Source organism: Rhodanobacter sp. FW510-R10, assembly GCF_058781105.1.
On record NZ_JBYSWL010000001.1, the window covers coordinates 1,176,394 to 1,202,500 of the forward strand.

Annotated in this window: 18 protein-coding genes and 2 pseudogenes; 12 read left to right on the forward strand and 8 right to left on the reverse strand. The window is 61.0% G+C overall.

Going from position 1 to position 26,107, the window contains the following annotated elements; genetic code table 11:
* Positions 1-188: 188 nt before the first annotated feature.
* From rfbD to rfbB, 4 genes are all read right to left on the reverse strand, one after another.
* A complete protein-coding gene (rfbD, locus tag AC3WJB_RS04920; RefSeq protein ID WP_492679284.1) occupies positions 189-1,130 on the reverse strand; it encodes a dTDP-4-dehydrorhamnose reductase in 942 nt (313 codons plus the stop codon).
* A 582-nt stretch (positions 1,131-1,712) separates the two neighbouring features.
* A complete protein-coding gene (gene rfbC, locus AC3WJB_RS04925) occupies positions 1,713-2,273 on the reverse strand; it encodes a dTDP-4-dehydrorhamnose 3,5-epimerase (protein ID WP_492679286.1) in 561 nt (186 codons plus the stop codon).
* Complete coding sequence (gene rfbA, locus AC3WJB_RS04930; protein ID WP_492679288.1) at positions 2,270-3,160, reverse strand: glucose-1-phosphate thymidylyltransferase RfbA; 891 nt, start codon at positions 3,158-3,160, stop codon at positions 2,270-2,272. The genes rfbC and rfbA overlap by 4 nt, the downstream gene beginning before the upstream one ends.
* Positions 3,157-4,227, reverse strand: coding sequence for a dTDP-glucose 4,6-dehydratase (gene rfbB / locus AC3WJB_RS04935; RefSeq protein WP_492679290.1), 1,071 nt, complete (start codon positions 4,225-4,227; stop codon positions 3,157-3,159). The genes rfbA and rfbB overlap by 4 nt, the downstream gene beginning before the upstream one ends.
* A gap of 213 nt (positions 4,228-4,440) precedes the next feature.
* On the opposite strand from rfbB, the gene AC3WJB_RS04940 reads away from it, so the two are divergent.
* The 10 genes from AC3WJB_RS04940 (at position 4,441) to AC3WJB_RS04985 (ending at position 18,313) form a co-directional block, all read left to right on the forward strand.
* Positions 4,441-5,625: a trans-sulfuration enzyme family protein gene (locus AC3WJB_RS04940; protein ID WP_492679292.1), complete on the forward strand. Its 1,185-nt coding sequence runs from the start codon at positions 4,441-4,443 to the stop codon at positions 5,623-5,625.
* A gap of 76 nt (positions 5,626-5,701) precedes the next feature.
* Positions 5,702-7,108 carry a glycosyltransferase family 4 protein gene (locus AC3WJB_RS04945; protein WP_492679294.1) on the forward strand — a complete coding sequence of 469 codons (1,407 nt, stop codon included), beginning with the start codon at positions 5,702-5,704 and terminating at the stop codon, positions 7,106-7,108.
* Complete coding sequence (locus tag AC3WJB_RS04950) at positions 7,105-7,899, forward strand: ABC transporter permease (protein WP_492679296.1); 795 nt, start codon at positions 7,105-7,107, stop codon at positions 7,897-7,899. The genes AC3WJB_RS04945 and AC3WJB_RS04950 overlap by 4 nt, the downstream gene beginning before the upstream one ends.
* Complete coding sequence (locus AC3WJB_RS04955; protein ID WP_492683074.1) at positions 7,896-9,194, forward strand: ABC transporter ATP-binding protein; 1,299 nt, start codon at positions 7,896-7,898, stop codon at positions 9,192-9,194. The genes AC3WJB_RS04950 and AC3WJB_RS04955 overlap by 4 nt, the downstream gene beginning before the upstream one ends.
* A gap of 375 nt (positions 9,195-9,569) precedes the next feature.
* On the forward strand, positions 9,570-11,531 hold the full coding sequence (locus tag AC3WJB_RS04960) for a class I SAM-dependent methyltransferase (RefSeq protein ID WP_492679298.1): 1,962 nt from the start codon (positions 9,570-9,572) through the stop codon (positions 11,529-11,531).
* 4 nt (positions 11,532-11,535) lie between these two features.
* On the forward strand, positions 11,536-12,450 hold the full coding sequence (locus AC3WJB_RS04965; RefSeq protein ID WP_492679300.1) for a GDP-mannose 4,6-dehydratase: 915 nt from the start codon (positions 11,536-11,538) through the stop codon (positions 12,448-12,450).
* Positions 12,447-13,424 (forward strand): GDP-mannose 4,6-dehydratase, encoded by a 978-nt coding sequence (gene gmd / locus AC3WJB_RS04970; protein WP_492679302.1) that lies wholly within the window; start codon positions 12,447-12,449, stop codon positions 13,422-13,424. The genes AC3WJB_RS04965 and gmd overlap by 4 nt, the downstream gene beginning before the upstream one ends.
* Positions 13,421-14,440 (forward strand): glycosyltransferase family 4 protein, encoded by a 1,020-nt coding sequence (locus AC3WJB_RS04975; RefSeq protein WP_492679304.1) that lies wholly within the window; start codon positions 13,421-13,423, stop codon positions 14,438-14,440. The genes gmd and AC3WJB_RS04975 overlap by 4 nt, the downstream gene beginning before the upstream one ends.
* A gap of 16 nt (positions 14,441-14,456) precedes the next feature.
* A complete protein-coding gene (locus AC3WJB_RS04980) occupies positions 14,457-16,835 on the forward strand; it encodes a glycosyltransferase family 4 protein (protein WP_492679306.1) in 2,379 nt (792 codons plus the stop codon).
* A 134-nt stretch (positions 16,836-16,969) separates the two neighbouring features.
* Positions 16,970-18,313: a phosphohexomutase domain-containing protein gene (locus tag AC3WJB_RS04985; protein ID WP_492679308.1), complete on the forward strand. Its 1,344-nt coding sequence runs from the start codon at positions 16,970-16,972 to the stop codon at positions 18,311-18,313.
* Positions 18,314-18,432: 119 nt separating this feature from the next.
* Here the strand turns inward: AC3WJB_RS04985 and AC3WJB_RS04990 are convergent, their stop codons facing one another.
* Entirely contained in the window at positions 18,433-19,026 is a 594-nt protein-coding gene (locus AC3WJB_RS04990; RefSeq protein WP_492679310.1) for a glycosyltransferase, read from the reverse strand.
* 902 nt (positions 19,027-19,928) lie between these two features.
* Between AC3WJB_RS04990 and AC3WJB_RS04995 the strand changes: the two are divergent.
* Positions 19,929-20,531, forward strand: a pseudogene (locus tag AC3WJB_RS04995) (class I SAM-dependent methyltransferase); the annotation flags it as partial.
* Between the two features lie 352 nt (positions 20,532-20,883).
* On the opposite strand, the pseudogene AC3WJB_RS05000 reads toward AC3WJB_RS04995, so the two are convergent.
* From AC3WJB_RS05000 to AC3WJB_RS05010, 3 genes and pseudogenes are all read right to left on the reverse strand, one after another.
* Positions 20,884-21,012, reverse strand: a pseudogene (locus AC3WJB_RS05000) (IS3 family transposase); the annotation flags it as partial.
* 331 nt (positions 21,013-21,343) lie between these two features.
* Positions 21,344-21,484 carry a hypothetical protein gene (locus AC3WJB_RS05005; RefSeq protein WP_492679312.1) on the reverse strand — a complete coding sequence of 47 codons (141 nt, stop codon included), beginning with the start codon at positions 21,482-21,484 and terminating at the stop codon, positions 21,344-21,346.
* 150 nt (positions 21,485-21,634) lie between these two features.
* Positions 21,635-22,722 (reverse strand): IS3 family transposase gene (locus AC3WJB_RS05010; RefSeq protein WP_492679314.1). Its coding sequence is split into 2 segments (ribosomal slippage): positions 21,635-22,470 and positions 22,470-22,722, totalling 1,089 coding nucleotides; the frame shifts between segments, so codons are not numbered across the junction.
* 534 nt (positions 22,723-23,256) lie between these two features.
* Between AC3WJB_RS05010 and AC3WJB_RS05015 the strand changes: the two genes are divergently transcribed.
* Positions 23,257-25,995: a YfhO family protein gene (locus AC3WJB_RS05015; protein ID WP_492679316.1), complete on the forward strand. Its 2,739-nt coding sequence runs from the start codon at positions 23,257-23,259 to the stop codon at positions 25,993-25,995.
* Positions 25,996-26,107 lie beyond the last annotated feature (112 nt).

A 26,107-nucleotide genomic window follows, 5' to 3' on the forward strand; every position in this document is an offset into this window, starting at 1 on the left:
AGGCGCCTCAAGACAGCGAAGCCGGCCATCTGGTGCATCCGGCCACTCGGCATCCCACGCCTCGTCATTCCCGCGAAAGCGGGAATCCAGATGCTTTTGCATGTTCGTTGCCAGCCTCACAAGCACTGGATTCCCGCTTTCGCGGGAATGACGGTTTCGCTGCTGCACGGTCAAGGTGTTCTGCATGTTCATGATGCGTCCATGGTATCGCGAAGGGCGCGCAGCACCGTAGGCAGGCGTTGTCGCCAGTCAGGCAGCGGGTAGGCAAAGCGCTGCTGGAAGCCGCGGTTGTCGAGCAGCGACCAGGCCGGGCGTTGGGCTGGCGTGGGGTAGTCGGCGCTGGCGATGGGCAGCACGCGCGGCGCGCGCGTGACCAGGCCCAGGGCCTGCGCCTCGGCGAAGATCGCGTTGGCAAAGCCATACCAGGTGGTGGCGCCGCTGGCGACCAGGTGGTGCGTGCCACCGAGCTGCTTGCGTTGCGGCGAGCCCGCCCGCTGCCAGCAATCAAGCGCGGCGAGACTGGCGGCCACGATCAGGCCAGTGTCGGTGGGCGTGCCGTGCTGGTCGACCACGACGCGCAGCTCGTCGCGCTCGGCGCCCGCGCGCAGCATGGTGCGCATGAAATTGTGGCCGTGCGCGGCATAGACCCAGGCCGTGCGGAAGATGAGGTGGTCGGCGCCACTGCCTCGCAGTGCCTGTTCGCCGGCCAGCTTGCTGCGGCCGTACGCCCCCAATGGCGCGGTCGGCGCATCCACCTTGTAGGGCCACGGCTGGCGCCCGTCGAAGACGTAATCGGTGGAGTAGTGGATAACCAAAGCGCCATGGTCTGCGGCCCAGCGCCCGATCACGCCGACCGCCTCGCCATTGACACGGGTAGCCAGCGCCTCTTCCTGCTCGGCGCGATCGACGGCGGTGTAGGCCGCGGCATTCACCACCAGGGTCGGCCGCACCCGGTCGAGCAAGGCGCGCAGCGACTCGGGCGCCGACAGGTCAGCGATTTCGCCTCGTCCACCAACAGCCAGTACACCGTCGCGGCTGGCGCTGACCAGTTCGCCGCGAGTGGCCAGGCCGCCCTGCTCAAGAAAGGTGCGACCCAACTGGCCATTGGCGCCAAGCAGCAAGATCTTCATGGACACCTCGAAAAGCCACCGTCATTCCCGCGCAAGCGGGACAAGCGCGAAGCGCGCAGGACGCATGAAGTGCGGCCCCGAAGGGGCGGCCACCTCGAGTCATCCAGTGTCTCGGTGTCGGTATGCATGGAAGTCACTGGATCCCCGCCTTCGCGCACTGCTGTCCGGAATAAATTCGTGCCGCGACACCGAAGACGTGGCGACGCAAGGTTGGATGACTGTCACGCGCAACCTGGACTCAAAAAAAGATGGTCACCCCGTTGTCTTATCCAGAATCCCGAACCTCCATCGTCATCCCCGCGAAAGCGGGGATCCAGTGCTTTTAGGTGTCTGCAAAGGCCAAAGCACTGGATTCCCGCTTTCGCGGGAATGACGCCAGGTAAGGTTTCGGCGTCCTGGCACGATACCGTAGATGAAGCAAAGGCGGTTCCGAAAACGTTCCGGACAGCAGTGCGCGAAAGCGGGGATCCAGTGCTTTCAGGTGGCCCGAGGCCAAAGCGGTGGATTCCCGCTTGACCGGCCCTTCGGCCGCTGGAAAGCGCGTTCGTGGGGATGCCGAGGAAGTAGCTTGGCAAAATGTACTCATGCCTCATACACCGGCAGCCGTTCGGACGGCACGTCCGCGAGCAAGGGTGTCTGGCGGTCCTTGTCCGACAGCAGCGGATCACTGACCGGCCAGTCGATGCCCAGCGCCGCGTCGTTCCAGCGGATGCCGGCATCGGCCTGGGGGTCATACAGGGTGGTGCATTGGTAGGTGAAGGTGGCGAACTCCGATACCACACAGAAGCCGTGGGCAAAGCCTTCCGGTATCCAGAAGTGGCGATGATTGGTGGCGGTGAGCATCACGCCGACCGATTGCCCGAACGTGGGCGACCCGCGGCGGATGTCGACCGCGACGTCGTAGACCTCGCCTTCCACCACGTTGACCAGCTTGCGCTGCGGGTTTGGCCACTGGTAGTGCAGGCCGCGCAACACGCCGCGGGCCGAGCGCGACACGTTCGACTGGACGAAGTGATCGAGCTCGAGCCCTGCCTCCCGGAACTTCCGCTCGTTGAAACTCTCGTAGAAAAAGCCACGGGCATCACCGAACACCTGGGGTTCGAGGATCAGCGCGCCTGGCAAGGAGGTGTTGATCACTTTCATCGGGAGAGGCCTCCGCGAACCAGTTCCTGCAGGTACTTCCCATAGCCCGTCTTGGCCAGCGGCTCCGCCAGGCGCAGCAACTGCTCGTCGTCGATCCAGTGGTTGGCATAGGCGATCTCCTCGGGGCAGCAGACCTTCAGGCCCTGCCGGTTCTCGATCGTCTCGATGTAGTTGCCGGCTTCCATCAGCGACTCGTGCGTGCCGGTATCGAGCCAGGCGAAGCCGCGGCCGAGCTGCTCCAACTGCAGCGAGCCGTCGTCGAGATAGCAGCGGTTGAGATCGGTGATTTCCAGCTCGCCACGGGGTGACGGCTTCAGCTCCGCCGCGTAATCGCAGACTCGCCCGTCGTAGAAATACAAGCCGGTCACCGCGTAGTGCGACTTCGGCGCGGCGGGCTTCTCCTCCAACCCGATCACCCTGCCGGTGGCATCGAACTCGGCCACGCCATAGCGTTCCGGATCCTTCACCCAGTAGCCGAACACGGTGGCGCCGCGCTCGCGTGCGGCGGCGCGCTTGAGTCGTTCGGTGAAGCCGTGCCCATAGAAGATGTTGTCACCCAGCACCAGGCAACTGGGCTTGCCGTCGACGAAATCGTGGCCGATCGTGAACGCCTGGGCCAGGCCGTCCGGCGAGGGCTGCACGGCGTAGCGGATGTCCAGGCCCCACTGCGAGCCGTCGCCCAGCAGGCGCTGGAACATCGCCTGCTCGTGCGGCGTGTTGATCACCAGGACCTCGCGGATGCCGGCCAGCATCAAGGTGGCCAGCGGGTAGTAGATCATCGGCTTGTCGTACACCGGCAACAACTGCTTGCTGATGGCACGGGTGATCGGATGCAGCCGGGTGCCGGAGCCACCGGCGAGGATGATGCCTTTCTGGGTCGTGCTCATGAACCGAGGCGCTCCATGCGGTAGCTGCCGTCAAGCACGCGCCGCACCCACGGCTGATGGTCGAGGTACCAGTCCACGGTCTGCGCGATGCCGCTCTCGAAGGTATGGGTGGGCTGCCAGCCCAGCTCGCCTTGCAGCTTGCTGGCGTCGATCGCATAGCGGCGGTCGTGGCCGGGGCGGTCCTTCACGTAGCTGATCAGCGATTCACGCGGCTGGCCGTCGGCCAATGGCCGACGGGCGTCGAGCAGTGCACAGATCGTTTTCACCACGGTGATGTTCTCACGCTCGGCGTTGCCGCCCACGTTGTAGGTTTCGCCGACCCGGCCGGCTTCGAGCACGCGGCGGATTGCGCTGCAGTGGTCGCCGACGAACAGCCAGTCGCGGATATTGCGGCCATCGCCGTAGACCGGCAGCGGCTCGCCGGCCAGGGCCTTCTCGATGGTCAACGGAATGAGTTTCTCGGGAAACTGGAACGGCCCGTAGTTGTTCGAGCAGTTGGTGGTCAATACCGGCAAGCCGTAGGTGTGGTGGAATGCCCGCACCAGATGGTCCGAAGCGGCCTTGGACGCCGAATACGGCGAGTTCGGCGCATACGGTGTCGTCTCGGTGAACTTGCCCTCGGCGCCCAGCGAGCCGTAGACCTCGTCGGTCGACACATGCAGGAAGCGGAAGCTGTCGTGGGCTGCACCTTCCAGGCTGCGCCAGTAGTCGCGCGCGCATTCGAGCAGACCCAGCGTGCCGACCACATTGGTCTGGACAAACTCGGCCGGACCATCGATGGAGCGGTCCACATGCGACTCGGCTGCGAAATTGACGATGGCGTCAGGCCTGTGTTCGGCCAAGGTCCTGGCCACCAACGTATGGTCGCCGATGTCGCCATGGACAAAGACATGGCGCTCGTTGCCGGCCAGGGTCGCCAGCGTGTCCAGGTTGCCGGCGTAAGTCAGCTTGTCCAGGTTGATCACGCGCAGGCCGTCCGCAACCGCCTGCAACACGAAATTGGCCCCGATGAAGCCAGCGCCGCCGGTGACCAGCAGGGTCGGGGTCTTGAGGGCGGAAGTGGTCACAGAGGATCGTCCGAGTTGGGAGTGGTGACGCGCGGGACATCGTCCGGTCAGCGGACACGGTGCAAGGCCAGCTATTTTGGCGGTCGGCGCCGCCATGATCCAGCCCATTGCATGAATGGCGGTGTCGTGGGTGCGGACGCGATCATGGGCCGCCCGCTAGAATGGCGTCCTTGCCATCTCCTGAGGCGGCCCGCGCGGGTTGCATATATATCGATGAGGAACACGACGAAACCTGTCAGCAAGGCTGCTGCGCCACTGGGTATCGGCACGCGGGCCATCCATGCCGGGCAACATCCCGATCCGTCCACCGGCGCCATCATGACGCCGATCTACGCGACTTCCACCTACGTGCAGGAAAGCCCGGGCAAGCACAAGGGCTACGAGTATTCGCGCACGCAGAACCCCACGCGCATGGCCTATGAGCGCTGCGTGGCCAGCCTGGAAAGCGGGGCGGCCGGATTTGCGTTCGGCTCCGGCATGGCGGCGATCGCCACCGTGCTGGAACTCCTGGACAGCGGCAGCCACGTGATCGCCATGGACGATCTCTACGGCGGCAGCTACCGCCTGTTCGAGCGCGTGCGCCGGCGTTCGGCGGGGCTGGATTTCAGTTTCGTCGACTTGAACGACACGGCGGCGTTGAGGGCCGCGCTCAAGCCAAACACGCGCATGATCTGGGCCGAGACGCCCACCAACCCGCTGCTCAAGCTGGTCGACCTGGCCAAGGTCGCAAAGTTTGCCGCCAAGCACGACCTGCTGCTGGCGGTGGACAACACGTTTGCCTCGCCGATCGTGCAGCGCCCGCTGGAGCTGGGCGCGGACATCGTGGTGCATTCGGCCACCAAGTTCATCAACGGCCACTCGGACATGGTTGGCGGCGTGGTCGTGGTCGCCGACGACGATCTCGCCCAGCGCATGGCCTTCCTGCAGAATTCGGTGGGCGGCATTGCCGGTCCGTTCGATGCGTTCCTGGCCATGCGCGGCCTGAAGACGCTGCACCTGCGCATGCAGGCGCACTGCGCCAACGCGCTGGCCCTCGCGCAATGGCTGGAGCGCAACGACACGCTGCAGCGCGTGATCTACCCCGGCCTCAAGAGCCATCCGCAGCATGCACTGGCGAAGCGCCAGATGCATGGTTTTGGCGGCCTGATCACCATCGAGGTGAAGGGCGGGTTGAAGCGCGCGCGCACCGTGCTTGAGCGTTGCAGGCTGTTCTCCCTGGCCGAATCCCTGGGCGGCGTGGAAAGCCTGATCGAGCTGCCTGCCATCATGACCCATGCGTCCGTGCCGGCCGCCAACCGCCGTCGCCTTGGCATCAGCGACGGGCTGATCCGCCTGTCAGTCGGCGTGGAGGACATTGCGGACCTGCGGGCCGAACTCACTGATGCCTTGGGCCGCTAGACGTTTCGATGTACCTCGCGTCCGATGCGGAGGCTGGCCGAAGCCTACCCCGAACAGACCACAGCAGGTGAGCGCCGTGCGCAAGCAAAGGAGGGCCATCGGCATCCAGCTCTTGAACCTCTCGGCCTGGATACGCCGGCAACCTTGGCTCAAGGTTCTCTATCGCCGCTTCCCTGCAACGTTGCGCAACCGTATGTCGGAGGCGTTGGCTGCGCGCGCCAATCAGCAACTCAAGTTCAGGCGAACTGCCGGGTGGAATCCCGCGCAGCGGCCGGCCGAGCCAGTTGCGGAAACCGCCAGGAGCGCGCATGCCGCTGCATCTGGCGTAAACATCTTCGCCTACGTCCGCGGCCAGTTCGGACTCGCCGAAGGGGCGCGGCAGTACGCACGCGCCCTGCTGACGGAAGGCTATCCGGTGGCGATCATCGACATCGACATCGACGTGCCGCATGGCATGGACGACCGCAGCCTCGATCCATATGTCGGTAGTGAGGCGCCGTATGCGGTCAACCTGGTTTTCGTCAATCCCGATTATCTGGATCAGGCGATGGCCAGTATCGGGCGCGAGCGGCTGGGTAACCGGCATACCATCGCATGCTGGTTCTGGGAGCTGGAGAAATTTCCCGACGCATGGCGGCATGCGTTGGACCGCGTGGACGAAGTGATGGTCTCGACCGCGTTCGTCCGCCGTGCGGTGGCCGCGGTCACCGACAAACCGGTGTGGATCGTTCCGTTGCCGGTCGGAGAGCCGGTGGACAGTGGGCTGACCCGTGCCGATTTTGGGCTGGAAGACGATGACTTCATCTTCCTGTGCAGCTTCGATTTCAACTCGTTTTTGGCGCGCAAAAATCCATTTGCGGCGATCGAGGCGTTCCGGCGCGCGTTCGCCGACCGACGGCCAAACGTCAAGTTGCTGGTCAAATCCAGCAACGGTCACCGTCACCCGGAGGCGTTGCGCGGATTGCTCAACACCGCGGGCGCCGATGGGCGAATCATCCTCCGCGACGAGCTCCTCGACCGCGAGGACCTCGCCGCCTTGCAGCGTTGCGTCGATGTGTACGTGTCGCTGCATCGCGCGGAGGGATTCGGCCTTGGGCTGGCCGAATGCATGCGCCTGGGCAAGCCAGTGATCGCCACCGCATGGTCGGGAAACATGGAGTTCATGACAGCCGACAACAGCTGCCTGGTCGATTACCAACTGGTGCCCGTGGGCGAGGGTCAGTATCCGTACCATGTTGGCCAGTATTGGGCTGAGGCCAATGTCGACCATGCGGCTGGGCTGATGCGACGCCTGGTGGACGATCCCGCGTTTGCGGCCGGCATCGGCAGCAGGGCTGCGCGAGACATCCGCAGCCTCCTGTCACCGCAGGTCGCGGCGCAGAAGCTCATCCGGCGAATCGAATCGCGCTCTTCGCGGCCCGGTATCCCGCCCGCGTCTGCAACGCATTCCGGTGCTGTAGATCGGCAGGGGAGAGCGCCATGAACGGCATGCTGATGGCGATCTGGAGCTATCGCCACTTCATCGTTTCCTCGATCAGGAACGACCTGCGCTCGCGCTTCGCCCGCAGCAAGCTGGGCGCGGTGTGGATGATCCTGCAACCGTTGGCCCAGGTCTTGATCTACTCCCTGGTGCTCTCGCGCATCATGATCGCCAAACTCCCCGGTATCGACAGCCCGTACGCATACTCGATCTACCTCCTCGCCGGCATGCAGGCCTGGTCGCTGTTCAGTGAAGTCGTCACGCGGTCGCTGACCGTCTTCGTCGAGAATGGCAGCCTGCTGAAGAAGATCGTGTTTCCGCGGGTGTGCCTGCCCATCGTCGTCCTGGGTTCGGCGCTGGTGAACAACATCCTGCTGTTTGTCGTCATGATGATCGTGTTCGCACTGCTAGGGCACTTCCCGCTTTACGCGCTGTTGTGGATGCCCGTGTTGACCTTGGTGACCGCGGCGTTCTCGCTGGGCCTGGGGCTGCTGATGGGCGTGCTGAACGTGTTCGTCCGCGACGTCGCCCAGTTCATGATGGTGGTGTTGCAGTTGTGGTTCTGGCTGACGCCCGTGGTCTACATGGTCTCCATCATTCCGGAGAAGCTGCATACGGCGATGCACCTCAATCCCATGTACTGGATCGTCGCCGCCTACCAGGAAACCTTGGTGTACGGCCGCGCGCCGGAGCTCAACGGCCTCGCTGTGGTCACGGTGGCGGCCCTGATCCTGCTTGGGTGTTCGTTGCTGCTGTTCCGCAAGGCCGCCCCCGACATGGTGGACGTGCTGTGAGTGCGGTCGTGTTGCAAGTCACAGGTGTCGGCAAGTCCTTCAGGGAGTACGGCAGCGAGTGGCGCCGGTTCGGCAGCTGGTTCGGCATGCACTCGTCGCGGGTCAAGGAGCATTGGGTGCTGCGGAACATCAGCTTTGCCGTGCATGCGGGCGAGGCATTGGGCATCGTCGGCCAGAACGGTGCGGGCAAGAGCACCCTGCTCAAGATCATCACCGGCACGCTGGGTGCCACCGAAGGGAGTGTGTGGGCGCGTGGCCGCGTGGCCGCGATCCTCGAGCTTGGCATGGGGTTCGATCCGGATCTGACTGGCCGGCAAAACAGCGAACACGTCGCGGGGCTGATGGGATTCTCGCGAGTCGAAATACGCGCGCTGCTGCCGCAGATCGAGGCTTTTGCCGAAGTCGGTGCCTATTTCGACGAGCCGGTTCGAACGTATTCGAGCGGCATGCAGATGCGTGTCGCCTTCAGCCTGGCGACCGCTGCAAGGCCGGATGTCCTCATCGTCGACGAAGCGCTCGCTGTCGGCGATGCGTATTTCGTGCACAAGTGTTTCAAGCGGATCCATGAGTTCCGCGACCAGGGTACGACCCTGCTGATCGTTTCCCATGACAAATCGGCGGTGCAGGCTTTGTGCGACCGCGCGGTCATGATCGATCATGGCCGTCTGGTGGCGGACGGCCTGCCGCAGGAGGTGTTGGATTTCTACAATGCGCTCATCGCCGAAAAGGAAAACAGCACAGTGCGGCAAACCCGGCAGGACGACGGCACGGCTGTCACGGTGTCTGGCACCGGCGAAGCCGTGGTCGAGGCGATCTGGCTGGAAGATGCTGCGGGCAAGCGCGTCGAATTCGTCGGCGTGGGTGATCCGGTGGATCTGGTCATCCGGGCCCGCGCCGATGCGGCGCTCGCCCGACTGGTGATCGGCTACATGATCCGCGACCGTCTCGGCCAAGCCGTGTTCGGCACCAATTCGTTCTACACGGACCAGGTCATCGAGGATGCGCAAGCAGGTGAAATGTTCGAGTTTCGCGCGCGATTCCCGATGAACCTCGGCGTCGGCAGCTACTCCGTCTCCGTGGCGCTGTCGAGTACGGAGACGCATCTGGTGAACAACTACGAGTGGCGCGATCTGGCACTGGTATTCACCGTCGTCAATACGCAACGCACGGCATTCGTAGGGATGTCCTGGATACATCCAGAGATCACCATTTCTGCACTTGGGCGCGCTGATGCTCCGGCTGCATCACATGCAGATGCCCATCGAAAACGCGATGTGCTGGAAGGGCGGAACTGATTTTCCCGGGTTGCTGCGCCAGGCGCGGCCCCACCCCACGATTGAGGTCGAAGCACCATGAACCCTACCGATCCGGACAACCGCGGTGATAAACCCGCCCCAGCGCAAAACGCGCCGAGTCTCGAGAATTTGATGGCGGGCATTCGACTCGAGTTGATCGGCAGTACGCACGATCCGCTGCAGACTGCCCGGGCCACAGACGAAGGTACATTGGAACGCGCGGGAAAAGCGAGTGCCGCGACCTTGAGTGTCGAGGAGATCATGGAGCGGCTCCGCCGTGAGCTGAAGCGGCGGCGTAGTGATGCACCGGGTCCGGCACCAGGGCCGTCCGCCGCGGTTCGCGGGGAAGGCTGCCTGCCACGCTGGCGATCGTCGGTGGCCCCGCTTCCAATCCAACAGGCCTATGTGCTGGGCGACATGCTGCGCTCCTCCGATGGCGAATTTGTCGACAATGCTTTCCGGATCCTGCTTCGGCGCCCGGCGAGCGCCAGCGAGAAAGCCCATTATCTGGAGGCGTTGCGCGGCAACGTCATGGGCAAGGTTGAGGTCCTCGGCGCCATCAGGTTTTCAGACGAAGGAATGCGGCATGCGGTCCACGTCGACGGGCTGCTGCTTCCCTACAAATTGCACAAGTGGCGACGCATTCCGGTACTGGGATGGTTCCTGGCCACCGGTATCGCCCTGTTCCGTCTTCCCCGGCTGTTTGCGCACCTGCAGAAGCTGGAGGCCGTCGGCGCACAGGAAAGCCAGGAGCTCGGACGGTCGCTCAACGAACTGGCCCATGCGGCGGAGAAGCGCCAGGCGCAGCTGGACGAACAACTCGATGTTCTTGGCAGATCGCAACGCCGGCTGGGGGCAAGGCTGTCGGATGAGATGCCGGTGCTTTCCCAGGGCATCGACGCGTTGCAGCGGCAGTTCGTGGTACAGGCAGCGATGACGGCGCAGATCGAGGCCCGACTGAAGGAGCTCGATCAGCTAGAAGCAGCGTTCACCGCGCGCTTCGAATCCGCACAGGCGGATCGGTTCCGCGCATACGCAAGCCTCGAACATCGGGTCAAGGCTGAATTGTCGGCGGCGGCAAGTGCTGCGGACGCGGATCGCCAGGCGATGCAGGCCTCCCAGCGCCAACAGGCGTCGATGCTGGTGCAGATCGAGTCGCGGTTGGAGCAGCTCGACCAGCTCGAGGCGGCGTGTAACGCGCGCTTCGAATCAGCGTGGGCCAACCAGGCCGACGCGTATGCAAGCCTCGAGCAGCGGCTCAAGGCCGACTTGTCGGCAGCGGCAACCGCTGCCGACGCGGACCGCCAGGCGATGCAGGCCTATCAGCACCAGCAGACTTCTGTGCTGACGCAGTATGCAGGCCTGGAACATCGCCTCAAGGCTGAATTGTCCGCGGCCGTAAACGTTGCGAATGCGGATCGCCAGTCCATGCACGACCTGGGCGCCCGGCTGATGACGCTTGCCGAACGGCTGGCGGCGGTACAGGTGCTTGCGGATGGGAATCGGCGCACCGTGCAGTCCGTCGAGCGGCAATTCGCCGCCTGGGCCGATCGCGCGGGCGGGCAGTCGGCCGACGTGGCCGCGCCCGCGCCCGCCATACCGGGCGAAGGTCGCGCGAGCTGCGGGCCCTTGGACGCGCATTACGTGTCGTTCGAGGACACCTTCCGTGGTGACCGTGAGGACATCAAGACCCGTGCCTCGCACTATCTGGGGAAGTTTGCCGAAGCCGGGATCGTGCCGGGCGAAGGGCTGGTGATCGACCTCGGCTGCGGGCGCGGCGAATGGCTGGAGGTGATGTCCGAGCATGGCCATGTCTGCCGCGGCGTGGACCTGAACGCCGTCATGGTTCGCGAAGCGCGTACCCTGGGTTTCGACGTCGCCGAGCAGGACGCAGTGGCGCATTTGCGCGGTCTCGACAGCGACTCCGTCGCGGCGATCACCTCGATGCACCTGGTCGAACACCTGCCGTACGAGGTCCTGATCCGGATGGTGGATGAGGCGTTGCGGGTGCTACGGCCTGGTGGCGTATTGATCCTGGAAACGCCCAATCCCGAGAACCTGACGGTCGGTTCTTATTGGTTCTACATGGATCCGACCCATCGCAACCCGATTCCGCCACCGCTGCTCCAGTGGATCGTCGAAGCCCGCGGCTTCGAGCATGCCGCCATCGACAGGCTGACCCAGAATCGCGCCGTATTCGATATCCAGCCGGTGGGCGAGGAGGTCGCCGCCGCGAACCAGATCAACAAGATCGTCGGCCTGCTGACCGCCGCGCCGGATTACGCCATCGTGGCGCGCAAGCCAGGCCCCGAAATCACCCACGGGCAAGGGGCGTGACTGGATGAAGAAGCTTTACATCACGGGTGGCAGCGGCTTCGTCGGCCAACACATTGCGCGTATGGTCGCTGATGGCGGTTTTGGTGCCTGCACGCTGCACGCGACACCCGATCATCTCGACATCCGCGACGGCAAGGCGCTTCAGGCTTCGCTGGCTGCGGTGCGCCCGGATTGGGTGATCCACCTTGCCGCCCTCAGCTTCGTGCCGGATTCCTTCGCCAATCCACGCGAGACGCTGGACGTCAACCTGTTCGGCACGCTCAACCTGTTGTGCGCATTGCGGGAGATGAAATTCTCCGGCCGTCTGCTGTACGTGAGCTCGGGCGACGTCTACGGTGCGGTGCCCGAATCGGCGTTGCCGGTGGACGAATCGCGTTGGCCAGAACCGCGCAACCCCTATGCGGCAAGCAAGATGGCGGCCGAAACCTTGTGTCTGCAGTGGCATCGCAGCGAGCAGTTGGATGTGATGGTCGTGCGGCCTTTCAACCATATCGGCCCCGGCCAGAGCGAGCGCTTTGTCGTGCCGGCGTTGGCGCGGCAGGTGGCCCGGATTGCCGCTGGGCTGCAGGAACCCACATTGATGGTGGGCGATATCGACGTGACCCGTGACTTCTCCGACGTGCGCGATGTGGTCAGGGCTTATGCCGCGACGCTTGGCCGCGGACAGGCTGGGCAGACATACAACTTATGTTCGGGCCGGGAAGTTACAATCCGCTCCATTCTGCACACGCTTTGCACGTTGGCCCGGGTGGATCCGGCCATAGTGCAGGACAGTGCGCGACTGCGCCCCAGCGAACAGCGGCGCATGGTCGCGGATTGCCAGCGCCTGCGCACGGACACCGGTTGGGAACCGGCCATTCCCCTCGAAACCTCACTGCAACAAATACTTGACCAATTCAGGACGAACCACACGCCATGAGCAAAAGCGCACTCATCACGGGCATCACGGGACAGGATGGCGCCTATCTCGCCAAACTGCTGCTGGAAAAAGGCTATCAGGTGCACGGATTCGTGGCCCGTCGCGGATCGGACATGCGCTGGCGGCTGCGCGAAGCAGGCGTCGAACAGGCGGTGAACTACATCGATGGCGACCTGATGGATCTGTCGTCGTTGGTGCGGGCCATGGAGACTTCGAAGGCTGAAGAGGTCTACAACCTCGGTGCGCAAAGCTTCGTGGGCACGTCGTGGCAGCAGCCAGTGTTGACCGCGCAGGTGACCGGCGTGGGTGCGATGAACGTGCTGGAGGCGGTGCGCATCGTCAATCCGGCAGCACATTTTTACCAGGCCTCCACCAGCGAAATGTTCGGGCTGATCCAGGCCCAAGTCCAGGACGAGAAGACGCCGTTCCATCCACGCAGCCCCTATGGCGTGGCCAAGCTGATGGCGCACTGGGCCACGGTGAACTATCGCGAGAGCTTTGACCTGCACGCGTCGAGCGGCATTCTCTTCAACCACGAGTCGCCGCTGCGTGGCGTCGAGTTCGTGACCCGCAAGGTCACCCACGCGGCGGCGTCGATCAAGCTTGGCCTGCAGAAGGAACTGCGCCTGGGCAATATCGATGCCCGGCGCGACTGGGGGTTCGCCGGCGATTACGTCGAAGCGATGTGGTTGATGCTGCAGCAGTCCAAGGCCGACGACTACGTGGTGGCCACCGGCGTCACCACCACCGTTCGCGACATGTGCAGGATCGCCTTCGATCACCTGGGCCTCAACTATGAGGATCACGTGGTGATCGACCAGAAATTCTTCCGCCCCGCGGAGGTGGACGTGCTGCTGGGCAACCCCGGCAAGGCCAAGGCGAAGCTGGGTTGGGCGCCGAAGACCTCGCTGGAACAGCTGATCACGATGATGGTGGATGCGGACATGCGCCGCCTGCACGGTCGGGCGGCGTGAAGGTCGCGATCGTCACCGTGCGCTCCGCCTCCGGCGAGGCCGGTGGAGCGGAGCGTCTGTATGACGCGCTGGTGGCGGCGTTTTGCCGGGCCGGGCATGAGGCGCAGGAAGTGCCTGTCGCCGCCGACGAATCGACGTTCGAGCAGATCAAGCGCAATTATCTTGCTTGCTACGACCTCGACCTGTCGGCATTCGACCTGGTGGTATCGACCAAGGCACCCACCTGGATGGTGCGGCACCCGCGCCACGTCTGTTACCTGGTGCACACCATCCGCGTGTTCTATGACATGTTCGACAGCGTCTTTCCGAATGCGAGTTCGGAACAGAAGGCACAGCGCGGCTTGATCCACCAGCTCGACACGCAGGCGCTGTCGCCGCCGCACTGCCGCGGCGTGTTCTCGATCGGCAGCGAGGTTTCGCGACGCCTGCAGCAGTGGAATGGGCTCGATGCCGAGGTCTTGCACCCACCGCTATGGGGGGGCGCCTTCCACCCGGGAGCTTTTGGCGATTATCTTTTGCTGCCCGGCCGGTTGCACCCGTGGAAACGGGTGGATCTGGTCATTCGCACCATGCGCCACGTGCACGCACCGTTGCGCTTGGTGATCACCGGTACCGGTGAAGCGGAGCAGGATTTGCGCACCTTGGCCAACGGCGATCCACGAATCGAGTTTCGCGGCCGCGTGTCGGATGCCGAACTGGTCGAACTGTATGCCGGGGCCTACGCGGTTCCCTTCACGCCCATGCGCGAGGATTACGGCTACGTCACGCTGGAGGCATTCGCCAGCGCCAAGCCGGTCGTCACCTGCCGCGACTCTGGCGAGGCGGCGGCCATCGTGCAGGAAAGCATGGCCGGTTACGTTTGTCGGCCGGATCCGCAGGCGCTCGGCGAGCATTTCGACATGCTCTGGCAGGATCGCGAGCGGACCCGGGCGCTGGGTCAGGCGGGCCATGCTTGGGTGAGGGGCCTGTCGTGGCGTACTATCGTAGACCGTCTGGTCAACTTGGCGGGCAGTTGACAGGGGATTTAGCGGGATGGATGTAGTGACAGGGAAACTGTTGCGCGTGACGGTTATCGACATGCAACCGATCATGCCGGCGGTGGGTGGGGGCCGACAGCGGCTGCTGGGCTTGTACCATGCATTGGGTCCGGATATCGCGTGCACCTATGTCGGCAGCTACGACTGGCCGGGCGAGTCCCTTCGCGATCAGCAGCTCACGCCAGGCCTGCGTGAAATTGTGGTGCCGCTGTCACAGGCACACCACGCGGCCGCCGCAGCCCTCTCGCAGCGAATCGGAGGCCGCACCGTCATAGACAGTGCTTTTTCGGATCAAGTAAAACTGTCTCCCGATTACTTGCGCGTGGCCGGCGATCACATCGCCAATGCCGACGTTGTCATTTTCAGCCACCCGTGGGCTTTCTCGCCGCTCGCGGACGCGTTGCATCCCCGCCAACTGGTGGTCTATGAGTCCCACAATGTGGAGGCCCTGCTCCGTACTGAGCTGCTGGGTGATGTGGATGCAGCGAAAGGAGTCTTGGAAACGGTGATCCGCAACGAACAGGCATTGCTTTTACGGGCCGACCTCGTCTTGGCTTGCTCAGACGAAGATGCGGCCCTTTTCCAGCGGATTTTCGATACCGACCCCACCAAGCTCCGGATAGTGCCGAATGGGGCCTTCGTCGAAAACTTTCCGGAGCCGGGAAACGTCCAGCGGGTGGCGCTGCGGGAAAAACTGGAGTTGCCGCCCAGGCGGCCGGTGGCGGTTTTCCTGGGCAGCTTTTATGAACCCAACAATGAGGCTGCCCGCTTTATTGCTCGACAGTTGGCGCCCGCCTGTCCCGACGTTTTCTTTGTGGTTGTTGGAGGCGTTGGTGCTGCCTTGGCGGACGAACCAGCCGCCGACAACCTGTTGGTGACCGGTCGCGTCGATGACGCGTACCGCGACGAACTGTTGCTGGCAGCGGATGTCGCGTTGAATCCGATGAATGCCGGTTCCGGTACCAATATCAAGATGTTCGACTATATGGCGGCAGGTCTGCCCGTACTGACCACGGGAATCGGTGCGCGTGGAATAGGTACGCGAACGTCGGCTCCGGTCGGTATTTTCGTGGAACAACTGGAGTCATTTGCCTCCCGTTGTATCGAGCTGGTCGGTGGGGGCACTATCGATTTGACGATGCGCCAAGCCGTTCGGGACACTGCTCGTCGTCGATTCAGTTGGGAGCGCATATCAAAATCCCTTGGCGTGCTGTTGCGCGAAACATTTGCCTTGCATGGTAGGCCTGCCACACAGGAAGCACGAATTGCAATAATGACCACATGGAATGTCACTTGTGGCATAGGTGAACATTCCGCGTATCTTACTGAAGCACTGGAAGCGACGGGTGCGAAGGTTATTGTGCTTGGCAACAGCCTTGACGGGCATCAGCCATTAGGGCTTGAGCGGGATCTCCGGCGCGCGGTGTCACGGGTCTGGCGATGGGATAATGTGACCTGGCGGGATAGTGCCATAGACGAAAGCAAGCTGAATTCCGTATTGGATCTATCCTGCCCGGATTTGCTCATCATTCAGCATCATACCGGCTACGCGCCGTTCGCCGATATTGAACTCGCCGTCAGGCAAGCAAGGGGCAAAGGCATACGTGTCGTTGTCGAAATGCACGACGGACGCAATGTACCCATAGAGCAAAAGAAGCAGCTTTGCGCCGCGGGAGCTTCGCTGATTGCGCATCACGCAGATGAGTTGAACGGCTTGTCGGCAGAGCTCGAGGCCCAGACCCGCATCCGCCCTCTACCGATCCTGACCGGGGGTGCACAGGATGTGCCGCCGGCCACTACGATCGACGTGCTGTCTATCGGCGGCTTCGGGTTTCTTCGTCCTTACAAGGGATTGTTGATGTCCATCAGGGTCTTGGCCCTGTTGCATCACAAGTACCCCACCCTGCGTTATCGCGGATGGCATGCGCTCTATCCGGGAGACAAATCCGAAGACTATCTTCGCCGGTGTCTCGCGGAGGCGGAACAACTCGGTGTGCGAGGATTGATTGACATCGATACTCGATTTCTGCCCATCGGTGAGGTTCGGGCGAACTTGCGCACAGTCTCCGCCGTACTCATGCCTTATGATCCCTCGGAAGAGGGCGCGAGCGCAGCCACGAACCTTGCGCTGGCTGCATGCAGGCCGATAGTGACTTCACCGTCCTCGATTTTTCGTTCGGTGTCGGGAGTGGTCTGCAGCGCGAGTCGTCATACCGCGGAGGCATACGCCGAACTCCTCGATCAAATACTGACGAATTCCGTCATGGCCGCCGAACTGTGCAATCGCGCCTCCTCATGGGTCGAGGCGAATTCATATACTCGTGCGGCACAACTGTTTATAAGTGAATGTGGCAACGTAATTGGTAAACGGTAACGGGGACGGGAAGATGAGCTCTCAAACTCTCCCGGTCGATACGTGCGGATGAATTCGGTTTTCGAGTCGAAAGCGGGATCACTTGGTACGGATGTATTCTTTGGAAATTTACACGTTCAAGTTGGTGACGTTTTATGTCCAGTTGCTTCAAAGCTTATGACATCCGTGGGCGCGTGCCTGACGAGTTGAACGAGGACGTTGCCTACCGGATCGGCCGCGCATTTGCGCAGATCCTGCAGCCGGCAGAAGTGGTGGTAGGACGTGATGTACGGCTGGACAGCCCGGCCTTGGCTGCAGCAGTGGCGCGCGGCTTGAACGACGGTGGCGCCGCGGCGATCGACATCGGCCTGTGTGGTACCGAGGAGGTGTATTTCCAGACCGCGCACCGTGGCGTGGGCGGCGGCATCATGGTGACCGCCAGCCATAATCCGATGGACTACAACGGCATGAAGCTGGTGCGGCAGGACGCAAGGCCGATCAGCGGCGACACCGGCCTGCGCGACGTCGAGGCCTTGGTCGAGGCCGGCAAGTTTCCATTGCCGGGCAGGCCTGCGACGCAGCGCGTGGACGCGGACAAGTCGGCGTACATCGAGCACCTGCTTGGTTACGTGGATCGCGCTGCGTTGCGGCCGCTGAGGATCGTCGTCAATCCCGGCAACGGCAGTGCCGGCCTGGTGATTGATAAGCTTGCGCCGCACCTGCCATTCGAGTTCATCCGCATCCATCACGAACCCGACGGCCGTTTCCCGCACGGCATCCCCAACCCGTTGCTGCCGGAGAACCGGGCGGCCACGTCCGATGCCGTGCGCACCAGCGGAGCAGACTTCGGCCTCGCGTGGGACGGCGATTTCGACCGCTGCTTTTTCTTCGATGCCGATGGTCGTTTCATCGAGGGCTATTACCTCGTCGGCTTGCTCGCCGCGCAACTGCTGGAAAAGCATCCCGGCGGCAAGATCGTTCATGATCCGCGCCTGTACTGGAACACCGTCGACATGGTGACGGCCGCCGGCGGTGTGCCTGTAATGAGCAAGACCGGCCATGCCTTCATCAAGGAACGGATGCGGGTCGAGGATGCGATCTATGGCGGCGAGATGAGTGCACACCATTATTTCCGCGACTTCGCCTACTGCGATACCGGCATGGTTCCGTGGTTGTTGGTCGCCGAGCGCATCAGCGCCACAGGCATCCCGCTGGCGAAGATGGTGGAGCAGTGCATCGCTGCCTATCCCTGCAGCGGCGAGATCAACTTCAAGGTGGCGGACGCGGTAGCGGTCGTGCAGAGGCTGCGTGACCATTACGCGGGTGACGCCCTCGGAGAGGATCACACGGACGGGTTGAGCCTTGAGTTCGCTACGTGGCGGTTCAATGTGCGTTCGTCGAACACGGAGCCACTGCTGCGGCTCAATGTCGAAACGCGTGCCGATACGCAATTGCTTGCCGCGAGGACGGCCGAGCTTCGCGAACTGATTACGGCCTGAGATCCTACGGGATGGCGATGGCCGCCATCCCGCGGGGCTTGCCGTATCCGGGAGGGCCTGAACAAGCCGTCATCCCGGCAAGAGCAGGCATGACCGACAAAGGCTTGATCAGGGCACTCTCACTGTACCGATGAAGCCAAGGGCTTGCCGTCAGCCCCGCAAACCTTGCCCGCCTCGGCACTGGCACAGCTGTTGAAGGGACCCACGACCAACGGCTTGGTCCCCCAGGTGTCGAACCAGGCGACGTTTTCCTGGACCGGCAGGATTTGCGCACTCTTGCCGAGCGTCTTGTCGACGGGCAGGTGGATGGTCACCGTTGCCTGGCCGCCGGGGGCAAGTTCGGGCAGGCTGGCACGAGCGAGGTCGTTGTCGATGACCGTGCCTGCGGTGTCCGCACTGTGTGCGCCGAGGTTGACGGGGTCAGGACCGGTCGAGCTGAGTGCGACCTTGCCGTGATTGGCCAAGGTCACCGCGACGTCGATGGACTGCCCATCGGCAGAGAGCGTCGGCGCACCTTGCAGAGTCATCTGTACGTTGACCTGGTCGGCAGTCAGCGCATCTGCCGGTGCCGCGGGCGCTGCGGGCGCTGCTGTCGTCGCGTCGCTCGCTGCGGGTTGCGTGGATGCGGCCTGGTCCTGGCCGGAACCGCAGGCCGCCAGCATCAGCGCCATGCTGATGGCCAGACAGGTCAGGGGAATCCGATGTGCGTGCATGATGGAGCCTCGTTCGATGGTGACTGGGATGAAGTTTGGTGGCTGGTGCAGCGTTACATCAGGAGCGGTCCTAGACATTCGCAAGCCGTACGATGTCGACTTTGCCCAGGTAGCTATTGAATCGTGCCGCGGCCAGTTCCGACGGTGCCTTGCCGATATTGCGTAACGGTGGACGCCGCTCAGCGGTAGGGCCTGGCACACGGCACGACGAGGATAGTCTGAGCTCGCACCGGTCAAGTGTAATGCGTTGACTTGTCCGGAAGCTGAGGAAGCATTGAATGGAATGACGTTGACATCGTCCCTTGCTTTGAACAGGCGTCGCGAATGAAACTTGGCGCCACGTCGTTGTGTCGCCTCTCTCGAAGTATCCTCGTTGACTCGATCCTGTCGGAAGTAGAGTTCCCCCGCCGAAGGAGCTCTGTGTGAAGAGAGTGAAGTCTAGCGGGGAGCAGATCGTCCGATTTCTCAATGAAGTGGAGGGTAATCCTGAATTGAGCGAGACTGGCTACCGCTAGGATATGATCCTTAAAGGATGTGAAGTCAAATGATGCTTCACGTTGTTTAATAGGGGAGAACAAATGATGGACATGGGAAAGGCAGCGAGACAGTTGTCTCTGGAAGGAGACTTGTTTGGGGACGGTTTATGCTGGGTGGACGGTTCCCCTGCCGCATCGGGATTTGAAGCCCTCTACTTGCCAGATCGCTTTCGCCGCATTACTGGCACGGCGTCATGCCGCTACAGGTCGCGCGTGGAAGCGATTGACCCGTACCTGCTGGTTCGGGTGCTCCCGAATCAGGGAAGAACGAGATTGGCAGTATCGCTCGATGGTATCGAGCTAGAACCGCAGACTATCCCCTCCTACGGGACCTATTATTTCCCCTTGCCGGCTCTTGCTAGGGCTATGAGGGCAGGCCACGACATCGACGTGCGACTACGCGTACTAGTCGACAACGAGTATCGCGATGACGCCGGCGTCTGCGTCTATGAGATCAAACTGATCGATGTTGAGAAGGACGAGTTCCCAGGTCGGGCTGCGCTTCGAGAGAAACTAGCTCTGTTCTCTTCAAGTGGCGGAAAGTTCTATGAAACACTTTCAAGGCAACATTTCCCTGAAGGGAGCCGGTTGCTTGAAGTCGGTTCGGGTGAGGGCCATCTCGCGTGCCTGATGAGTGCCTTTTCAGGCGTGTCGGTGACGGGTATCGACATCATCGAGTATGAAAAGTCCGGATTTCCGACTGTGCGTGAGCGCCTCACGCGTGAATTCGAGGTGCAGAAGCCGCTATTGAGAGGCGTCCCCCGACTTGAATCCATGGCCACCACGACGGGTCTGAAAGGCGTGATGGAAAGAACTTCCCACCTCACCATGAGCGCTGAGGAAATGGCCTTCCCGGACGAAAGCTTTGACTTCGTCTATTCACTGAATGTCATGGAGCACGTTCCGAATCCGGATCGAGCGTTCAAGGAGATCTCTCGCGTACTCCGGGCGGGAGGGAGGGCGCTGCTCCAGTATGAGCCGCTCTACTACTCCGACTGCGGCTCGCACCTGCCTTCGACGCTGGGTTTCAACCGGCCATGGGCCCAATTGGTAATGACGCCTGACGAAATCAAGCAGGCTATCCTTACTGCTGGCGGTGTACCCAACGAAGTAGATAACATTTTGGCGAGCCTGAATGGGCATAAGCCGTCGTACTACTTCGACGCAATGAATGCGTCAGGCTTAACCGTACAGTTTCGCGGAGTTAGACGTGGATTCACCATTCCAGGAGCTGGCGAGTCCCGTGAGTATCGACGTTTGTTGGAACGTTACAGTAACGAAGATCTCACCACCATAGGTATGACATGGGTGCTTGAGAAACCTCGAACACATCGCTCCTGGCTTCACCGACTGTGCGGTAGCGCCGGCGGTTCACGTGTTCGCGTTTGAGCAATCCGAAGAAGCCCTCGGCCGCCGCGTTGTCGCCACAGTGGGCGACTGCACTCATGCTGCGGCCGCGCGCCGGTCCGCTTGCGCTGCCAGCGGCGGCGCTGGGGCACCCCGTACAGGCCAGCCGACGCCATCAACCGGGCTCCCCGGTTGTGGCTGGCCCGTTCGCCCTCGAACGCCAGCCGTTCGTTCGTGCATGCACGGCATGCCGATCACGCCGTCACCTTTGGTGTGGATCTGACGTATGCGCTCCAGCAGGCGCTGGTTGTCATGTATGCGAGCGCTGGGTGCGCGGCCTGCCCACGCGTGGTAGCCGCTACGCGACACCCACAAACACCGGCGCATCAGCTGGATCGGGTACTCGTCGCGGTGTCGCCGGATCGCCGCGTACCTCACGGCAATTCCTTGGCAAAGAACGCCCCCGCATCGCGCAAAAAATCCCCTTCCTTCTTCACCCGGCTCAACTCGCGCCGTAGCGCTGCCAGCTCCTCGTCACGCGGTACACCAGACCCCGTGAAGGCCTTGCCAGGCATGCCCGCTCACGCCGCCAGCGGCTCAGAACGTTGGCGTTGACGCCCCACTCCTGCGCCACTTGGCTACCGATGCCTGCGGCCGCCGCGTCAGATCGACTGCCTCGCGCTTGACGGTAATCCCCCCATTTTTAGCAGACGCCAAAAGTGGGGCTAAGCGGCAAGCGCCAACTTCTGCATCGGCGTGATACCACCGAGCGCCATGTTGGGGCGCTCGTGGTTGTACGTCCAGAGCCAGCGAGTGGCATGGTCCTGCACCTGTTCGATCGAGTCGAAGAGGATGCGGGCTAGCCAGGCGTAGCGCACAGTTCGGTTGTAGCGCTCCACGTATGCGTTCTGCTGCGGCTTGCCTGGTTGGATGTGGTCGATCCGGATGCCGTGGCGCTCAGCCCAGGCCAGCAGCTCACCACTGATGTACTCCGGGCCGTTGTCGCAGCGGATCGCTTGTGGCTTCCCTCGCCATTCGATGATCTGCTCCAGCGCCCGGATCACCCGACCTGCGGGGAGCGAAAGGTCAACCTCGATCCCCAGCCCCTCGCGATTGAAGTCATCCAGCACGTTGAACAAGCGGAAGCTGCGACCGTCACTGAGTTGATCGTGCATGAAGTCCATGGACCAGACCTGGTTGATTGCCGCCGGCACGGCCAGGGGCTCGGGACGCTCGCGCACCAGGCGCTTCCTCGGCTTGATCCGCAGGTTCAACTCCAGCTCCCGGTAGATACGGTAGACACGCTTGTGGTTCCAGCCAAAGCCTTTGACGTTGCGCAGGTGCAGGAAACACAGGCCAAACCCCCAGTCACGATAGGCCGTTGTGAGTCGGACCAGCCAATCGGCAATCCGTGCATTCTCTTCGCTCCCCTTGGCCTGGTACCGAAAACACGTCTCGCTGATATCGAACGTCCGGCAGGCATGCCGGATGCTTGTGCGATCGCCTGCTACCGCCTGCCTGGCCATCTCCCGGCGCTGAGATGGCCTCACCATTTTTTTGCGAGCGCCTCCTTCAATAGGTCGGCGCTGAGCTGGGCATCGGCGTACATCTTTTTCAACCGCCGATTCTCATCCTCCAGCTCCTTCATCCGCGCGACCATGGACACCTCCATGCCGCCGAACTTGCTGCGCCACTTGTAGAACGTCGCCGAGCTGATGCCGTGCTCGCGGCACAGTTCCGGCACGGGCGTGCCGGTCTCGGCCTGCTTGAGCACGGCGATGATCTGGCTGTCGGTGAAACGGGACTTCTTCATGGAACCTCCTCGGGTCAGACTACGAGAAAATTCCACTTCTGGCGTCAACTAGTCGGCGGGGGGATTACCTGACCTCCGCACTGAACTTCCGACGTTGCACCATGACACTCCTCCTGCTCTGATGAGCTTACTTGGAAGTGTCCACGGAATCAGGATAGAAACCCACGGCCTAACCTGTGCAGGAAGTGCTGGGTCATTACACCGTGCTCGTCACGGCGGTTCAATTTAGTCGCAACTCATCGCGCGATGCCCCGTTATTTTACAAAAGCGGCATCGACGTTGATAGATGAACCGGGTAACCTTACATCCTGTACGTTAAGAGATTCAGGCTCACTTTGAGTTGAGCATATCGTGACGGGTCATGAGCAGACTTGCTTGGGCCGATCATTCATCAGTGCCTTAAGGTCAGCGACATGTCATCCCGGTCCTTTAATTATACTTGAGTTGCCTTACCTCAGTGACTTAGATCAAATAAACACAAGATTTACTACTCAAAAGAATAATACGAAAACTGACAACTACGGGGCACGTGTAATGCAATTAAGTCGTAATAATGTCAGACTTGAATTTATCTCAGTTCTGCTACTTTATACCGCATATTTCATCATTTATTTTTCACCATCCTTACTGAATAACCTATTGCTTGCTCCGGGTGATGGAAGGCTGTCGTACCTTCCTTTCTTTACTGCGGGTGATAACAGATTATGGACGGACCTTCTCCTCGGGGGCTACTCACTAGCCGGCGAGATTCAAGCACAATTGTTCTATCTGCCACGTCTTCTGAGCCCAACATACAACGTGCTTGTTATAAGCTCCTTTGTAATTTCAGCCCTAGGTTCGTATTATCTGGCCCGTACCATTTCGGGTTCGATAATCGGTGGTGTATTTGCGGGTTTTCTCGTGTCATCAAGTGGGTTCATGATTGCCCATCTTGGACATCTTACAATCATCCATTCTGCAGCATGGATACCTTGGCTTCTCTTGGCTGTATACAAATTACCCTCCCAACGTTCCGTTAGATGGATATGTCTCGGCGCTTTGTTCGCTGCGTTATCTATAATGGCAGGGCACCCGCAGATTGCGGTCTATGGATATCTCGTCGCTGGACTCTTCGCCGCATATCTGGCGACATTCACGGCATATCATCATAATTTGCGTAGCGGAGCGGTAGTTATTGGCAAAACAGCAATAATGTTTGCCCTCGCGCTTGCACTTTCAGCTCCATCTTGGTTGCCTTTTGCTTTGTCCGTTGGAGATGGTGCAAGAGCGGATTGGTCGATTGCTGATTTCGCGAGTTTCTCCCATTCCTTCAAAACTTTAATCTTGTTATTCGCGCCGGACCTATATGGTGCTGCCGCTGGTGGCCCGTACGGGGTGTACTCCGGCCCTGGGAATCTTACGGAGATCGCCATCTATGTCGGTCTGCTACCCTGGATACTTTTACTATCGCTGCCCCTTCGCAGGTTCAAGCTTATTGCCTTCTGGTTGGCCTGCCTGGTGCTTAGCGTGGTGTATGTATTAGGTACAAGTACGCCGTTTGGCGATTTCGTGTATCACTTGCCAGGCTTGGGAAAGTTTCGCGCACAGGCACGCTTCGGAATTATAACCGCAATATGCTTTGCAATAATTAGTGCAACCGCTATTAGAGCTATCGAGGAATCTGAGATATCCCGGAAAAGGCTCACGATCGCCGTAACTATCTTTTTGGTAACGTTCGGTGTGGCAATCACCCTTGCTGTCGCGAACACCGGCATTAAATTCCCAGACGCGAGTTTCCGAGGAGTCCTATATCCGATCATAATCGCCGCTGTTACGTTTCTCCTGGTTCAGTGGCTTGTTTCGTTTACAAATGCCAAATTGATATGTCTTTCCTTTATCGCTTTGATTATTATTGATCTTGGAAGCTTCGGTTGGTTTTATGAGTGGCGTTACGCTGGTGTGGGTACCGCAGCAGCGCACCCTGATGCTGATGCCAACGAGCGTACAGCGTTTATGAAGCAGGGTGGCCGCATCTTCCCGATTGACTCTCCGGCCGTCCCCGAAGGGCCATTGCGCCCGAATGTGAATATGATCTATGGCCTGCCACTGGTCGTTGGTTATGTTTCCACCATGCCGAAAGACTTAGGCGCGCTTTTCGAGGCGCAGAACTATGGGGCGATGTCATTTTATGGACTGAACTCCCCCAGCCTGGACATCTTGGGCGTCCGCTGGATCGCGTACGAAAACGACCGACTTGCAGTTCATGTACTAGCGAATGGTTGTGGGGAAATTGGCAAGATAAGAGATATTCGGGCCAGCGTACCTAAAGGGGTACGTGTTCGCGCCGTGAGGCTGATCTCGAGTACATCCTGTTCTGTAGATTTATCGTCAGGCACCGTGGTGGCGAGATTGGGTACGTTAGATCCATCTCTTCGGCCAATTCAACGATTCGATGTCTTGCTCGGAAAGGATACCGCAGAGTGGTCATATGATAAGCCGAAAATCTCAGCGAATATCCGCCACAGTCGAGCGAAGGTATTTTCCACTTTCGGCTTTTCACCTGGAAATAGGGATGGACTGTGGTTTATTTCAGAATGGCCGGTGAGTAACGGAGCGGATGCCCGAATGGTGGACTTGGAAATGTCAGATGGCGGGCCACCCCTGAATGTCCTGGGTATTGACGTGCTGACGGAGTCTGGTCAAACGCTGCCTCTTCGTCTTGAATATTTTGGGAGATATAACAAGTTATTGGTGGACTCCGGAAAGGTGCTTGATGGTGTTCGGATTGCCGAACGACCGAATTACAGGGGTCTGGTATGGGGTGTTTGCGGGTTGAAGGTTGTTGATAATGATGCACTTCTCAAGGCGGTTCGAAGCGGTGATATAGGTGGTGGTAGCAGGTTTGATCCATTTGCGGAGGTGCTCATAGGGGACCCTGCCTTCTCGATTAGGCCTACTTGCCGTCAACCTCCGTCTGTCAAGGTGCTGGCCAAACAGCCTGGAAAAATTCGTGTTCGGGCGAGTGGAGATGGTTATTCAGTCTTGGTCTTTAGCCAGCATTACGATCCTGGCTGGACGGCCCACGTGAACGGGATGCCTGTCAAGGTTATAGCGGCAGATGGGGCGGTACTTGGCGTAGCGGTCGGGCCAGGGGTAAGCGATGTTGTCGTTCAGTTCCATCCTCGAGGCTTACGTCTCGGGTTGTGGCTCTGCTTATTGGCGTTGCTTGGTATGGTGGGATATGTGGTTTGGTATGAACGCGGAGTGGTTCGAAGGATGGTTAAGAGGCATTGATTTCTAAGGTGTGTCGGTAGCTCCGCGTCGATGGGTGGCCAAGGAAGGTCTGAACAATTACCGTCGTTGCGCGAAGTTGAGGGGGGTTGTGCCCCCCGACCACTCTTGGGTA

Bases quoted from the DNA above. Each gene is read 5' to 3' on its own strand.
- rfbD (WP_492679284.1), bottom strand. From the start codon at position 1,130: ATGAAGATCTTGCTGCTTGGCGCCAATGGCCAGTTGGGTCGCACCTTT.
- rfbC (WP_492679286.1), bottom strand. From the start codon at position 2,273: ATGAAAGTGATCAACACCTCCTTGCCAGGCGCGCTGATCCTCGAACCC.
- rfbA (WP_492679288.1), bottom strand. From the start codon at position 3,160: ATGAGCACGACCCAGAAAGGCATCATCCTCGCCGGTGGCTCCGGCACC.
- AC3WJB_RS04940 (WP_492679292.1), top strand. From the start codon at position 4,441: ATGAGGAACACGACGAAACCTGTCAGCAAGGCTGCTGCGCCACTGGGT.
- AC3WJB_RS04950 (WP_492679296.1), top strand. From the start codon at position 7,105: ATGAACGGCATGCTGATGGCGATCTGGAGCTATCGCCACTTCATCGTT.
- AC3WJB_RS04965 (WP_492679300.1), top strand. From the start codon at position 11,536: ATGAAGAAGCTTTACATCACGGGTGGCAGCGGCTTCGTCGGCCAACAC.
- gmd (WP_492679302.1), top strand. From the start codon at position 12,447: ATGAGCAAAAGCGCACTCATCACGGGCATCACGGGACAGGATGGCGCC.
- AC3WJB_RS04980 (WP_492679306.1), top strand. From the start codon at position 14,457: ATGGATGTAGTGACAGGGAAACTGTTGCGCGTGACGGTTATCGACATG.
- AC3WJB_RS04985 (WP_492679308.1), top strand. From the start codon at position 16,970: ATGTCCAGTTGCTTCAAAGCTTATGACATCCGTGGGCGCGTGCCTGAC.
- AC3WJB_RS04990 (WP_492679310.1), bottom strand. From the start codon at position 19,026: ATGCACGCACATCGGATTCCCCTGACCTGTCTGGCCATCAGCATGGCG.
- AC3WJB_RS05005 (WP_492679312.1), bottom strand. From the start codon at position 21,484: ATGCCTGGCAAGGCCTTCACGGGGTCTGGTGTACCGCGTGACGAGGAG.
- AC3WJB_RS05015 (WP_492679316.1), top strand. From the start codon at position 23,257: ATGCAATTAAGTCGTAATAATGTCAGACTTGAATTTATCTCAGTTCTG.